Annotated in this window: 13 protein-coding genes and 1 tRNA gene; 9 read left to right on the top strand and 5 right to left on the bottom strand. The window is 63.8% G+C overall.

Features of this window, described 5'->3' with window-relative positions; all coding sequences use genetic code 11:
• Positions 1-2 precede the first annotated feature (2 nt).
• The 4 genes from polX to GobsT_RS00315 form a co-directional block, all read right to left on the bottom strand.
• Entirely contained in the window at positions 3-1,748 is a 1,746-nt protein-coding gene (polX, locus tag GobsT_RS00330) for a DNA polymerase/3'-5' exonuclease PolX (RefSeq protein ID WP_010037727.1), read from the bottom strand.
• A gap of 287 nt (positions 1,749-2,035) precedes the next feature.
• Complete coding sequence (locus GobsT_RS00325; protein ID WP_010037728.1) at positions 2,036-2,551, bottom strand: hypothetical protein; 516 nt, start codon at positions 2,549-2,551, stop codon at positions 2,036-2,038.
• Positions 2,552-2,625: 74 nt separating this feature from the next.
• Positions 2,626-3,582, bottom strand: coding sequence for a DUF1559 family PulG-like putative transporter (locus GobsT_RS00320; protein ID WP_029600786.1), 957 nt, complete (start codon positions 3,580-3,582; stop codon positions 2,626-2,628).
• A 105-nt stretch (positions 3,583-3,687) separates the two neighbouring features.
• Positions 3,688-4,791, bottom strand: coding sequence for a PseG/SpsG family protein (locus GobsT_RS00315; RefSeq protein WP_010037729.1), 1,104 nt, complete (start codon positions 4,789-4,791; stop codon positions 3,688-3,690).
• A gap of 1,034 nt (positions 4,792-5,825) precedes the next feature.
• On the opposite strand from GobsT_RS00315, the gene GobsT_RS00310 reads away from it, so the two are divergent.
• The 9 genes from GobsT_RS00310 to GobsT_RS00270 all read left to right on the top strand — a co-directional run bounded on the left by GobsT_RS00310 (position 5,826) and on the right by GobsT_RS00270 (position 11,874).
• A complete protein-coding gene (locus GobsT_RS00310) occupies positions 5,826-6,716 on the top strand; it encodes a ParB/RepB/Spo0J family partition protein (protein WP_010037731.1) in 891 nt (296 codons plus the stop codon).
• A 287-nt stretch (positions 6,717-7,003) separates the two neighbouring features.
• On the top strand, positions 7,004-7,525 hold the full coding sequence (locus tag GobsT_RS00305) for a hypothetical protein (RefSeq protein ID WP_010037732.1): 522 nt from the start codon (positions 7,004-7,006) through the stop codon (positions 7,523-7,525).
• Positions 7,522-8,058 (top strand): hypothetical protein, encoded by a 537-nt coding sequence (locus tag GobsT_RS00300; RefSeq protein ID WP_010037734.1) that lies wholly within the window; start codon positions 7,522-7,524, stop codon positions 8,056-8,058. The genes GobsT_RS00305 and GobsT_RS00300 overlap by 4 nt, the downstream gene beginning before the upstream one ends.
• A 14-nt stretch (positions 8,059-8,072) precedes the next feature.
• Positions 8,073-8,594: a hypothetical protein gene (locus GobsT_RS00295; RefSeq protein ID WP_010037736.1), complete on the top strand. Its 522-nt coding sequence runs from the start codon at positions 8,073-8,075 to the stop codon at positions 8,592-8,594.
• Positions 8,595-8,671: 77 nt separating this feature from the next.
• A tRNA-Pro gene (locus GobsT_RS00290) sits at positions 8,672-8,746 on the top strand.
• A 397-nt stretch (positions 8,747-9,143) separates the two neighbouring features.
• Entirely contained in the window at positions 9,144-9,983 is an 840-nt protein-coding gene (locus tag GobsT_RS00285; RefSeq protein ID WP_148087553.1) for a hypothetical protein, read from the top strand.
• A gap of 174 nt (positions 9,984-10,157) precedes the next feature.
• The gene (locus GobsT_RS00280; RefSeq protein WP_050790390.1) at positions 10,158-11,003 is read left to right on the top strand and encodes a metallophosphoesterase; all 846 of its coding nucleotides are present in this window, start codon (positions 10,158-10,160) and stop codon (positions 11,001-11,003) included.
• Positions 10,990-11,370, top strand: coding sequence for a DUF6404 family protein (locus GobsT_RS00275; protein WP_010051354.1), 381 nt, complete (start codon positions 10,990-10,992; stop codon positions 11,368-11,370). Before GobsT_RS00280 ends, GobsT_RS00275 begins: the two co-directional genes overlap by 14 nt.
• Before the next feature lie 72 nt (positions 11,371-11,442).
• Positions 11,443-11,874 carry a TIGR03067 domain-containing protein gene (locus tag GobsT_RS00270; RefSeq protein ID WP_010051356.1) on the top strand — a complete coding sequence of 144 codons (432 nt, stop codon included), beginning with the start codon at positions 11,443-11,445 and terminating at the stop codon, positions 11,872-11,874.
• A gap of 244 nt (positions 11,875-12,118) precedes the next feature.
• On the opposite strand, the gene GobsT_RS00265 is transcribed toward GobsT_RS00270, so the two are convergent.
• A complete protein-coding gene (locus tag GobsT_RS00265; RefSeq protein ID WP_010051359.1) occupies positions 12,119-12,733 on the bottom strand; it encodes a Uma2 family endonuclease in 615 nt (204 codons plus the stop codon).
• Between the last annotated feature and the right edge of the window lie 59 nt (positions 12,734-12,792).

The raw sequence follows: 12,792 nt of genomic DNA, 5'->3' as shown, positions 1-12,792 counted from the left end.
GATCACTTCACGCCCTTCCGGCGGGCCAGCTCCTTCATCACGTCGTCCAGCCCGCGAGTGTTGAACACATCGTCTTTCGTAAGCCATCCGCGCCGAGCGACCTGAACCCCGAAGGTGTACAGTCCCAATTCCCACGGGCTGTGAGCGTCCGGGTTGATGACGATCGGGACGCCCATCGCTCGGGCCTGCTTCACGTACTTCCAGTCGAGGTCGAGGCGCGACGGCTGCGCGTTGATCTCGATCATCTTTCCGAACGTGGCCGCGGTCTTGATGACCTCGTCCAGGTTGATCTTGTACCCCTCGCGTTTCAGGAGCAGGCGCCCGGTCGCGTGCCCCAGCATCGTCACCGCCGGGTGCGAAAGGGCCTTGCACACGCGGGCGGTCATGTCAGCTTCGGGCATGTTGAACAGCGAGTGAACGCTGGCGACCACGTAATCGAACCCCGCGAGCAGTTCGTCGCTGTAGTCGAGCGACCCGTCTTCGAGGATGTCGACCTCGCTCCCTTTAATGATGCGCACGCCGCTGAGCTGTGCGTTAAGCCGGTCGATCTCGGCCCACTGCTTTCGCACCGCGCCCGGCGGTAGCCCGCGTGCAATCGTGAGCGACTGCGAGTGGTCCGCGACTCCGAAATACTCCCAGCCCAGCTTCTTACACGCGAGGGCCATGTCCTCGAGCGAAGCCACGCCGTCACTGTACGTGGTGTGGTTGTGGAACACGCCACGGATGTCGCGATCGGCGACGAGCGCCGGCAGCTTCTTGACCTCGCCGGCTTCGATCTCGCCCGTGTCCTCGCGCAGTTCGGGTTCGATGTAAGGGAGGCCCAGCGCCGCGAAGATGTCCTCTTCAGTTTTGCAGGGGACCGAGCGCGAGTCGTTCGCCAGCGCGTACTCGTTGAGCGTCAGGCCGCGATCGATGGCCCGCTGGCGCATCCGAATGTTGTGTTCCTTGCTCCCGGTGAAGTAGTGGAGCGCAAACGGAAACTGGTCGTCTTCGACCACGCGCAGGTCGGCCTGCATGGTCACCTTCGTGCCGTGAACGTGAAGCGCCGCGAGCACGCTCGATTTCGTCGGCCCCTGTCCGAGCACCTGAAGCACTTCGGGCAGCTTTACGAACCGGTCCATGATGGGCTGTGCGTCGGCGCTGCTCACGAGGATGTCGAGGTCCGCAACGGTTTCCTTCCGGCGCCTGAGGCTGCCGCACAGTTCGGAGCGGATGACGCCCGGGAACCCACGAATCTGCTCAAGGAGCGCGGTGCCGAGCGGCAACGCGTAATCGATGCGGACGCGGTGCCCGACCTGATCGCGGAACCGGATGCCTTCGAGAATCTTGTCCTGCGTCTTCGCGCCGAAGCCCTTCTGCTTCGCCACCTGGCCGCTCTCGCAAGCGGCCTTCAGCTTCTCGATGCTGTCGATTCCCAGGAGGTCGTGGAGCGCCTTCACCTTCTTCGGGCCGAGGCCCGGAAGCCGGAGTAGTTCAACCATCCCGGCGGGAATCGAAGCGCGGAGGTCTTCGAGGTACGGCAGCTTGCCGGTGGTTACCAGCGTGGTGATCTTGAGCGACAGCGCTTCACCGATCCCGCGAACCGCGCCGAGCTTGCCGTCCGCAACCAGTTGTTTGAGGTCGCCGGGGAGTTGCTGAACGACGCGGGCGGCGTTGTGGTAGGCGTTGGTACGGAACGCGTTCTCGCCCTTCAATTCGAGCAGGGTTCCGATCTCGTCGAGCGCGTCGGCGACTTCGTCTTTGGACATGTCTGGCTCCTCACCTCTTGGTGGTGTGAGGATACCAGATGCCCGGGTCCACGTGGATGTGCGGAGGAGCGGAGGAGCGGATCGGTTACAGCGGCGCAGTGCAAACAATGGTCGGAAGGAGCACGTCGTCGAACCTGCAGCCTTACCCGAGCCCTGCGAGAACCCCGGTCACAGTGTCGGCCGCAGCGGAACGATCGAGCTGAGCAATACCCCACAGCAGACCGACTACCACGTGCGACGTTGACGGATGCTCGTATGCCGTGCCGGTCGGTGTGCTCTCTCGTGTGTCACCGGCGTCTTCGGCGAGGGCGTTCCTCCTCCGGCGGTGTGAAATCCAGAGCGGCTTTGACGTCTTCATTGTTCAGAACGATCAAGGCCCAGACACCAACAGGCAGTGCAAGAAGGAAGCCCGGACTGCACGGAAGCATCGAGCAACTCGCGGCAGCGATCCCGAAGACCCGGCCCGAGCCGCGCTGAAGCGCGATGCCCCCGATCAGTACGGGCAGGTAGACGAAGCTGATCGCACCGACGCACAGGAAATCGAGTACCGGCCCGGCACCTCGCCCGCGTTCCAACTGCTTCCGCTGATCCGCATTCACGTTTTGCTCGGGCCGTTGCGGAGCCGCGTTCTGCCGAATCGCGCTCAGCGCTAGCAGGCCGCTGAAGTTGCTCAGTCCGCAAAGAACCGCTGTTGCAATGAGGGCAACGCCGAGAGTGGCAGCGCGGTTCTTGGCCGCAATGAACCAGTCGGCTTCTGTCGGGTCTTCGTTCCGATTGGGATCGAGGTTGTCAAAATCCAGCATCGACTCCTCGTGGTGATTGAGAGTACCAACTGTCTCGCATCTCGTACTCGGTTTTGCATTCCTCGTCTCGGTGCTCAGCGCACCGGTGGCGGTCCGGCACACGCGGCCCAAAACGTCTCGGCGTCAGTGTTCGGTGCGAAAACACGAACGCTGCCGTCACTCATCGCGGTCGGCATTCCGGTACGATGCGGTGTTGCGGGCAAGCGCGGGTCGCACGGCTGACCGTCACGCAGGAGCTGAATCGGTGTCGAGAAATCGGCGGATTGCGGGACAGCGTCGGCGCGACCAATACGGAACTGGCCGCCGGTGGCCGGAGCAATTTGGCCCGTCGATTGAAGCCCAGGCGGGTCAGTTGGAGTGAGCGCAGCGAACGCCGGCAGATTCGGACTGTAGAAGCCCACACCCCACAAGTTGTGAATCACTTCGCCGTTGGCCGTGCGGCACGTTTGCAGGCGCTCGGCGAACAGGACCGCAGGCGCCGGCCATTCTTCGAGTGACTTCGCGCTAGACTTCTTACCCCACGCGAGCAGACCGTTCACGGCATAGTTCCCGGTCGCGTAGTAGCCAATTGATCCGTGGGGCAACGTCACCGGAACGTCGCGCTGTCCCTTCGGCGTCGGGTCGGCGGGATCGAGGAAGAAGCTCCAGATCTGATTCGCATCGCCACCGTCTTGAGACGACTTTTGCCCACTCTGACCAGTGAAGGGAAAAGAGACCGACGAAGCGGCATGATACCGCTCCGCACTCGAGCGCGGAGAAGCGTACATTCGAGACGATGCTTCAAGGTATGGGCAGAGTTGTGCGAACACGGACATCAGTCCGGCATCTGCATCGACGAGAGGTGGAAGTTGGGCGTTGACACCATCGTAGTTGAGCACCCCAAGCGCGAGTTGTCGGAGGTTGCTCTGGCAAGAAGTTCGCGCAGCCGACTCGCGTACTCGCTGGATCAGCGAAAACCCCAGCCCAGCGAGTACCGCGACCATCAGCAGCGCGACCACGAACTCGATCCGCGAGAGGGCGTTCCGGCGCATTTCGAGTCCTCGATGTGTGGCCCCGAAACGAAGCGATCCCGGTTCGCACGCACTGAAGCGTAACGAACCGGGACCGCCTTCACCAGCACTTCAACAGCCAACGGCTTACGCAGCGATCTTCAGCCCGTGTGTCGGGGCGAACGACGCGGCCCGCTTCCGGGACGGGCTGTGCAGCATGATCTCCAAGCCGTTCACGATCCGGTCCGGCCCGCGGCCGTCGAACGTGTTGCGGGCGCACCGCGTCATCCCCTTCCGCTCCATCGGGTCGTCATGGAGCAGGTCCACAGCCTCTTGAAGCTGCTCGAAGGTCACGTTCGTCGCCGCGCCGAGGTAGGTGGCAACGCCGTCCTCGTCGAGCTTCTTGGCCGTACCCGCCTGCTGCTTCGTCTGGCTCAGGATGAGTTGCGGGATGCCGACCACACACAGTTCCGGCGACCAGACGTCGCCGCTCGTCAGCGCGAAGTGAGCCCGCACCAGGCGCGTCATCAGCTCCTTCGTCTCGGTGACGACTTCCATCTTCCCGTTGCTGTCGTCCGCGAGGGCCAGCAGTTCGTCGTAGCGCGGGTGGTGAGTGCGGGCCGTCACCGTGACCTTCGCAACCTTCGGCATCTGAAGGAGTTGCTGTGCCCGGGTCAGTGCCTCGCCCGCCGCGTCGTCATCGCCCATCGCCACGAGTGCGCGGAACGGCATCGGCGGCTCCGTCGCACGGATCGTGCGCTGCCGGCGAAACACCCCGCGGCAGAGGGCGTAGCGGTGGCCCACCAGGAGCTGACATCCGGGCTCCATCCGGAACGCCTTGCGTCCGGGGTGCAGGAGCGGGTTCACGACCAGATCGGCCGGGAACCGCATGTCCGCGGACGAGTCGAACGCCATCACCAGCGCGCCGGTCTTCTTCAGCTCACGAAGGTAGTCGGCGTCATAGCCGTCGCCCGCCACCACCACCGCCGCGGCGTTCATCTTGCGCACCTGGGCGATGGTAGCCGCCAGGTCGCCGTCGGAACCGAGCGGTTGCTCGGCAGGGATCCAGTCGTTGTTCCCACGGTTGACGACGGTCGCGAGCGAGAGCGGATCGAGGTAGCTGAGGAAGTGGGTGCCACGGCGGCGGCGCTGGAGGGCCGCGGCGAGCGACAGGCACTGGTAGAACGGCTCCCACCCGCGGGCCGAGGTGCCGTCGCAGCGAAACAGAATCGGGCCACGAGTCGCATCCATGCGCAACGCTCCTAAACAACCGTCGGTAGTAACGAGCGCGAATCGTTCACGGTCCGCGTGCGGGCGTTCCTGCCCGCGGTCCGCGGCGTGAGTCGTCCACGCGATCCGGTTGGTGTGGAGTGTGCCGACCCCTGCTCGGGCGACGCCTGAGGCGCCACACCGCACGCGCGTCACCCGCGCTCGCAAAGGGCCGATCTCAACACCTCTTCTCCGGCGGGACCAGTTGCTGATCCCGTAACGAGTCCGCCCAGGGTTCCGGTCCTGAGCGGACTCGTGCTCGGCCTTCAGGTTCCGGTCCGTTGGCCCAGCGGGGCGGATGGTAGTCCGGTTTTCTGGCAACCGACAAGGCCACTTTCTTCACCGTCGCGCAGAATCGAATCTCGCTGCGTTTCAGGCTGAAAGCAGTGCGCAGACACGCGCCGTTGCACGCGTCTGCGCGGCCAGTTCGGTTGCGTCGAGGGCACGGACTTTACCGCCTGCAACGATTAACCCGACCAGTCAAGACACTCGGCAAACGATCCTCTCGGCGGTCGCACTTGCCGGACGTTCCGACGCCGGTTGATGTTCCACGTGGAACGTCGGCCGTTGTCAGAATGTAACGACTGTAACGACCGATCCGATCTGGCGCCCTTTGCCGCCTGGGGCGGCCCGAACGAATGTTCCACGTGGAACATCAACCGGCGCCACTCTGCTGACGGCGACGGTTGGATCGGAAAGAAGACGCGGCGACCTGGCTTGTTGTGCCGAACGGAGAAAACACTCTCATGCCAGCCGACGTTCCTCGCGGATCGTTTCCGGCCCACGACTTCGCACTTCAGGCGTATGGTCTGTTGCCCGATGGGTCCGCTTTCGTGGCTGCGCCGCTTGCGACTGCACGCACCTGGCTCCGAAAGCCGCGTCCGAAAGGGACCGCCTCATCCCCCGACTCTGACGCGCCCAAGGAGCGCGATTTCGCGGTCGGTCCAGTTCCACTTCCCACCGCGACGGAGGTTGCTATGAACCCGCCCGATTTAACCCTCTCGGGAGTTCAACGCATGGAAGCGACCGTCAAAGCTCCTCCCCGTCTCGCCCGCGGCCTCAACGCCCTCCTCGGTGACATCTCGGCGCCGAGTTCCGATGCCCCGGTTGCGAAGCTGCCGCTCGGGAAGATCGCGTTCAACCCGTACCAGCCGCGCAAGCAGTTCGACGACGAAGAGCTGGCGTCACTCGCGGCCAGCATCAAAACGCACGGCGTCCTTCAGCCGCTGGTGGTGCGGGCCGCCGGCGAGGAGTACCAGCTCATTGCCGGCGAACGGCGGCTGCGGGCCGCCCGCAGTGCCGGGCTCGCCGAGGTGCCGGTTCACGTCGTCCACTTCGAGGACCAGCAGGTCTTCGAGGCGGCGCTCGTGGAGAACATTCAGCGCACCGACCTGAACCCACTGGAAAAGGCTCAGGGGTTCAAGGAGTACATGGACAAGTTCAAGATGACCCAGGACCAGCTCGCCGGGCGCCTGGGCCTCGATCGCACCACCGTCACGAACCTGCTCGGTCTGCTGAACCTGCACCCGGACGTGCAGGCCGCCGTTCGCAACGGGCAGCTCACGATGGGTCACGCCAAGGTGCTGAAGGGCGTCACGGACCTGGAACAGCAGCTCGCGTTCGCGAAGGACGCGATCATGAAGAACTACTCGGTTCACGCCCTCGAGCTGCTGGTCAAGCAGCACAAGCTCGCCGCCGCGGGCACCGAACTGGCGGCCGCGGCACCGGCCGAGAAAAAGGAACCTGCCGAGAAGACCGCACACGTGAAGGGGCTCGAAGACGACCTCCGGCAGCGGCTCGCGGTGAAGATCGAGATCAAGGTGAAGGCCAAGGACAAGGGCCAAATCGTGATCGGGTTTGACTCCAACGACGACTTCGAGCGGATTATCCAGGCGCTGCAAAAGTAAGTGCCGGGAAACCAAGAGCCATGCTCAGGGGGCAGGGTACCGGGTGCGGTGCCCTGCCCCCTGAGCGTTTAAGGGCACCTCGCTGGGTGGCGGCGACCCGAGACAGCGCGGACCCTCTGTTCCATCCCTGGCGCGCTTCGTCACTGTCCCGAAACGCAAATCGACCCGCGCGAGTTCAAGCCTCTCCTCACAACCATTGCCTCTCACCCCGCACTCCTCCTGCTGCTCTTGCCGCGCGTTCAGCGCATCGTCTAGGCTCTGGCGTCTCACCACTCGGAGGCGGACCTATGCGGGCACGGACGTTCGCGCTCATGGCGTTACTGCTGGCTCTCCCACTCGCCGCACGCGGGCAGGACTTCAAGCCCTTCGCATCCGGTGACGGGCGCTACAAGATCCAGTTCCCCGGCACACCGAAGACGGCGACGACGGACGTGGTGTCCGGCAAGGACACCCTCAAGCTCACCATCGACTCCGTGGAACTCAAAGGCGACATTAGCTTCGCCGTCAGCCACATCGACGCGTCCGAAGAGGTTTCGAAGCGGCCTCCGGGGCCGCGGCTCGAGAAGGTCCGCGACGCGGTTAAGGGTGAGAACGGGAAAGTGATCGAGGACAAAGAGGTCACGCTCTCGCTCGGCGACGCCAAGTTCACGGGCCGGGACGTGGTGCTGGAAACCCCTAACGGGTTCCTCCGCAATAGAATGGTGATCGTCGAGCGGCGCCTGTACCAGGTGATGGTCCAGGGATCGAAGGAAGTGGTGACTTCCGAGACCGCGGACAAGTTCATTAACTCGTTCGAGCTGACCAAGTGATCCACCGCCGAACCAGTCCTCGATGCGCCAGCGCGCTCGCGTCCCTCGCCCTGTCCGCGGTGCTACTCCAGGCCCAGCCCGCGGGGCAGCCGTACATCTCAACCGAAGGGCGGTACGCGGCGAAGTTCCCGGGCGCCCCGAAGGTCACCAACCAAACGGCCCGGAGCGCCCTGGGCGATCTTAAGATCAACGTCGCGACCTACGCGGCGAGCGACGCGAACGTGTACCTCGTGAGCTACACCGATTTCCCGGTCGCCGCTGCCAAAGACGAGAACCGCAAGACCCTGTTCGACGGCGTGCGGGACGCGCTCAAGGCCAAAGGAACCGTGAGCGAAAAGGAAATCGAGTTCGGTCCCGACAAGTTGCCCGGTCGGGAAGTTACCGTAGACAGAGACAAGGATAAGCAGCGGATCAAGGTGCGTGCGGTCCTGCGCGACAACCGCTTGTATCAGGTGGCCGTCATCGGAACCGCCGAGTTCGTCGGCGGAAAAGAGGCCACCGCGTTCCTCGACTCGCTCGACCTGACCAAGTGACCTGGGAGCTCGCTATGAGCCTTAAAACGGTGTTGGCCGTGACCGTGCTGGTACTCGGGGCCGGCGCGCTGACCGGACAGGACAAGAAGTTCGACTCCAAGGACGGGAAGTTTAGCGCCAAGTTCCCGCTCGAGCCGAAGGTAGTGCCGCAAAAGGCCGGCGGGCTCGACCTGTACATCACCATCGCGGAAAAGGACAAAGACAAAGACAAAGTCGGGTTCGCGGTGATCTACACCGACCTGCCGGCGGACGTGGTGAAAAGCAGCCCGGGGAAGAAACTGCTGGAAGGCGGCGCGAAGGGGCTCGAAGACAACTTCAAGGCGAAGATCGTTTCGTCCAGTGAGACGGTCTTCAAGGCGAACGGCAAGGACTACCCCGCTCGCGACCTGGTTGCCGAAAAAGAATCGCTGACGCTCCGCGTCCGAATCATCATGGTCGACGCCCGGCTCTACCAGGTATTCGTGATCGGGTCGAAGGAGCAAGCGACCGGCAAAGAGGCGGACGAGTTCCTGAAGTCGTTCGAGTTGGCGAAGTGACACCTTTGCCCTTTTTCGTATCCCGGCGAACCGATAGCATGTGATTGCGGCGTTCGGGTTCGGAAGCCGCAATCGAACGGGGCGTAGCGCAGTCTGGCTAGCGCGCCTGCCTTGGGAGCAGGAGGTCGTGGGTTCAAATCCCGCCGCCCCGACTACGAAAGCGACTCGCGGCCGTGTTCCCTTCGAGTAAGGGAACACGGCCGCGAGTCGCTTTCTGTTTCACTTTGACCGTCTGCGCTGTGGTACACTTCCCGCGCGATGACTCACACGCCACACTTTCTTCCACTCTTCCTCGCTGCGCTGGCGGTCCGCCTCGCGACGATCCTTCTCGGCTTGGCGCTCGCTGCGAGCCCACCCGACCCTTACGGACACAGCGCAACCCCGACCCGCACTCGCGACCTCTGCGCTCAAAGCTCCGCCCGCCTCATTGAACCGTGGTACCGGTTCGATGCCTGCTGGCTCGCGAACGTCGCCGAAAACGGGTACGCGAACGCGGCCGACTCCGGCGGCCGACTCGGTGTTGCGTTCTTCCCCGCAATGCCCGTTTGCATGGAAGCCGCGCACGCGCTGGGGTTGAACCTCTTTTGGGCCGGTCTCATCGTCGCTAACGCAACGGGTGCGGCAGGGGCCGCGGTGTTCGCACAAGTTGCGGCACGCCAACTCCGCTGCCGATCCGCCGGCTGGCGCGCCTTGGCGTTGCTGCTCGCGTTCCCGACCGCGTTCTTCCTTTCTGCCCCGTACAACGAATCGTTCGGGTTGCTCTTCACCGCACTCGCTCTCGCTGCGTGGCAACAGAACCGTCCCCTCCGTGCGGGTCTCGCCGCGCTCGGCGGCTCGCTCGCTCGCATGACGGGCGGGGCACTTGCGGTCGCCGCCGCAGTCGACTGCGCACTGAGACGAAAGCGCCACGAATGCCCGCGTGCCCTCGCCGTGATGCTCGGCAGTCTCGGCGGGATCGCGTTGTTCTGGGGTACTTTGTGGTGGGTCGTCGGAGATCCATTCGCGGGGCTAAAGGCACAGGCGAAATGGGGCCGCCCGGAACTGTCTTGGAAGAACCCGTTCCGAACGCTGGAGTCGATCTACGATCCGGCGCTCCCGCACTGGGGGGAGGCCGCTGCCGCTCTCGGGGTCGCGGCTCTCGGCGTTCGCGCGTGGCACAAGCGCGGCGCGTTCTGGGGGGTGCTGGCTCTGATCCCGGTCGCGCAACTCTTTGTGTCCGGCTCGCTGCTCAGCGGGCACCGAATCGTTCTCGCGTCGTTACCGGCCTGGATCGAACTGGCCGATCTGCTCCGCAACCGACGACTGCTTCTGCTCGTCACCCTGACAGGATTCGCGTTCGCCCAATTACTGCTGCTGAACAGATACGTCCACTGGCAGTTCGCCGGATAATGCGGGGCCTGCGCCAACTTTACTTAGCGCACGGATTGCAGCGCCAGCGTTTCTAACGATTCGCCTCAACTTTCCTTGCACCTCGCAATTCCCGCTCTAGATTTATGCCCCCTCACCAGCTTATCCTTTTAAGAAGTAATGAACTCGGTTCCCAACAACCCGAGTGTGGGTGTGATGGATCGTCGACTCTTCATCAAAGCCGCCCTTGCGTCGCTCGCGCCCGGCGCGACCGCCGGAGCCGCTTACGGGCTGTTCGAATCCGGCTGGCTCCAGATCACACGCCACACGGTCCCGCTTCGGAACCTGCCAAAGGAGTTCGAGGGCACGACGGTCGCGTTCCTCACCGACATTCACCACGGGCCGTTCACCTCACTCGAATACGTCCACACGATCGTCCGCACCGCCCTCAGCCTCGAACCCGATCTGATCCTGCTCGGCGGCGACTACTCACTCAAGGACGGAAAATACATCGGCCCGTGCTTCGAGGCGCTCGCGGCCCTGAAGGCGCCACTCGGCGTGTACGGCGTCCTGGGCAACCACGACTACTGGCACGGGCTCGCCGAGACGCGCGACGGATTTGCAGCCGCAGACGTCCACGAACTAACCAACCGCCACGTGTGGCTCGAACGCCGGGGCGCGCGCCTGTGCCTCGCCGGGGTGGACGACAAGTGGATGGGCCAAGTCGATGTGCGAGCGGCTCTCGGCGACGTGCGTGAAACCGATGCCGTGTTGCTCCTGAGCCACAACCCCGACGTGGCGGAGAAGATGAAAGACACACGCGTCGGGTTAATGCTGAGCGGGCACACACACGGCGGACAAGTGGTCTTCCCCACCGGCGAAGCGCCGTTCGTCCCGAGCCACTACGGCCAAAAGTACCTCAAGGGATTTGTTCAGGCCCCCACGACGCAGGTGTACGTGTCGCGCGGGCTCGGCACCACGAGTGCGCCGTTCCGCGTCGGCAGCCGTCCCGAACTGACGCTCATCACCCTCGCTGCCGAAGTCCGTCGTGACCGAGCGTGAGAAAATCGACACCGCGGTCGAGTACCTCAAAGGGCAGCGGATCGCAGCTCATACCGCGGCCCCTCTTCTCTGGCGTCTGTGCTGGCGCGCGGGATTTCTCATCCCGCCTCCTCATTTCCTCACGTTCCTGCCTGTCGCGCTTCTCACCGGCGTCCCGCTCGGAATCGGCCTGAACGTCGCGGTCATTGTCCTTCGTCTCTTGGTCGGAAAGCCGCTCGCATGGCCGCTGGCTATGGTCGGTGTGTCGGGTGCGATTCTGTTTGGGAGCCTGTCGGCGGTTTACTACCGCTGGTCCGCTTCGCGTCTCGGGTTGCCCAAGTGGTCGGCCTTCCACCCCGATTTCGATGCGCCTGAAGAGTCCTGGTGACCGCCCCCGGTTCCGCTATACCACCACAAGCCCGCGAGTCGCGCGGGCGTCCCGCTCTATCAAGGAGTGACCATGCGCACGCTGCTCGCGCTCACGTTGGTGGCCGCCGTCGTTGGACTCTCGACCGCCGCGGACGACAAGAAGGACCCAACGACCGGCAAGTGGGTGGTGGAGTTGGTGACCCGAGACGGCAAGGCCGTGGACGCACTCAAAGGGGCGATCCGTGAGCACGCCGACGGCAAGTACACGCTGACGCCAGCAACAGGCTCGAAGGCCGCGCCGACCAGCGGCACCTATGTACTCGATCTGAGCAAGAACCCGGCCACGATTGACATGGTGGTGAAGGGCGGCACCTACGACGGGAAAACGCTCCACGGGATCGCGAAGCTCGAAGGGGACACGCTGACGGTCGCGTTCGGCGAACCGGGCAAGGAGCGCCCCACCAAATTTGAGAGCACTGCGGGCAGCGGAGTCGTGGTCGCGGTCCACAAGAAGGTGAAGTGACTGTTACACGAAGGCACGTCCGAGCATATCGAGTCCCTGCGGTTGCGCTGAAGAGCGGTTCCGTGGGGACGTTTCATGTTCAGGCTCTCCGCCACCTACCACGTAGTCGCCGTCGCCGTTGTCGCGCAAGAAGTTACGAGCGCCGGTCGCGATCACCGGAAACGTCTAGGCTGGTTACAGCAACCATCGGGATGTGCCATCACCGTCAAGCTAAAGAACAGGCGGTGCGGCGTAGAAGCTTCGATCACGCGGTCCAGATCTGCCCGGTCTGAGTGTGCACAATGCGGATCACCGGGCGCGTCGCGCCGGCACGCAATTCGAACGTCAGCGGAAGTACCGAACTGGTCAACACGGTGCCGTTCGCGGCATCGGCGGTTTCTACCAGCACCAGTTTACCGCCCCGCAACTGGTAACGCTCAACGGCCCACGGATCGCGTTCGACGATGAGCAGCTCGCGCGTACTGACCTGCGCGTAGAAATCGAGTTTGAGCCGTGGGTTCTCCCCCGGGCTAACAACCTCGACCGCCACATCCGGCCCACCAACCCAGTGCGTATCGCTATTCTTTGCTGAATTCGACGCGAGATAGACTGCCACATCCGGTTCGCGATAGTTCTCGGTCCAGCCGCGATCTCGATCACTCACGTTGCAGCCGGGAAGAACGGCATCGCCACCGTCACGATCAACGACCGAAGCGAACGCATAACACAAGCCCATCACCAGTAGCTGATGCTCATTATTTGCAAGCGGGGCCATGACCAGCACTCCGTCCCAGACTTCGTCTCGGGGGTTGGGAAACAGGCGCTCGCGCTCGGCCCGAACGTGCTTCTCGTACACCGGATCGTAAATCACGACTGGCATATCTCGCCTCCGGAAATGGAGCGGGGAGGCTGATGCCTCCCCGCTCGCTGACACCATTA

Origin of the sequence: Gemmata obscuriglobus (genome assembly GCF_008065095.1) — a bacterium.
In the GTDB taxonomy this organism is placed as follows: Bacteria; Planctomycetota; Planctomycetia; order Gemmatales; family Gemmataceae; genus Gemmata; species Gemmata obscuriglobus.
The sequence above is the reverse complement of the archived record's forward strand: the minus strand, read 5'-3'. Positions and strand labels throughout refer to the sequence as shown.

Coding starts and splice junctions, on each gene's coding strand:
- GobsT_RS00280 (WP_050790390.1), top strand. CDS start 10,158: ATGGATCGTCGACTCTTCATCAAAGCCGCCCTTGCGTCGCTCGCGCCC.
- polX (WP_010037727.1), bottom strand. CDS start 1,748: ATGTCCAAAGACGAAGTCGCCGACGCGCTCGACGAGATCGGAACCCTG.
- GobsT_RS00305 (WP_010037732.1), top strand. CDS start 7,004: ATGCGGGCACGGACGTTCGCGCTCATGGCGTTACTGCTGGCTCTCCCA.
- GobsT_RS00270 (WP_010051356.1), top strand. CDS start 11,443: ATGCGCACGCTGCTCGCGCTCACGTTGGTGGCCGCCGTCGTTGGACTC.
- GobsT_RS00325 (WP_010037728.1), bottom strand. CDS start 2,551: ATGCTGGATTTTGACAACCTCGATCCCAATCGGAACGAAGACCCGACA.
- GobsT_RS00320 (WP_029600786.1), bottom strand. CDS start 3,582: ATGCGCCGGAACGCCCTCTCGCGGATCGAGTTCGTGGTCGCGCTGCTG.
- GobsT_RS00295 (WP_010037736.1), top strand. CDS start 8,073: ATGAGCCTTAAAACGGTGTTGGCCGTGACCGTGCTGGTACTCGGGGCC.
- GobsT_RS00285 (WP_148087553.1), top strand. CDS start 9,144: ATGGAAGCCGCGCACGCGCTGGGGTTGAACCTCTTTTGGGCCGGTCTC.
- GobsT_RS00310 (WP_010037731.1), top strand. CDS start 5,826: ATGGAAGCGACCGTCAAAGCTCCTCCCCGTCTCGCCCGCGGCCTCAAC.
- GobsT_RS00265 (WP_010051359.1), bottom strand. CDS start 12,733: ATGCCAGTCGTGATTTACGATCCGGTGTACGAGAAGCACGTTCGGGCC.
- GobsT_RS00315 (WP_010037729.1), bottom strand. CDS start 4,791: ATGGATGCGACTCGTGGCCCGATTCTGTTTCGCTGCGACGGCACCTCG.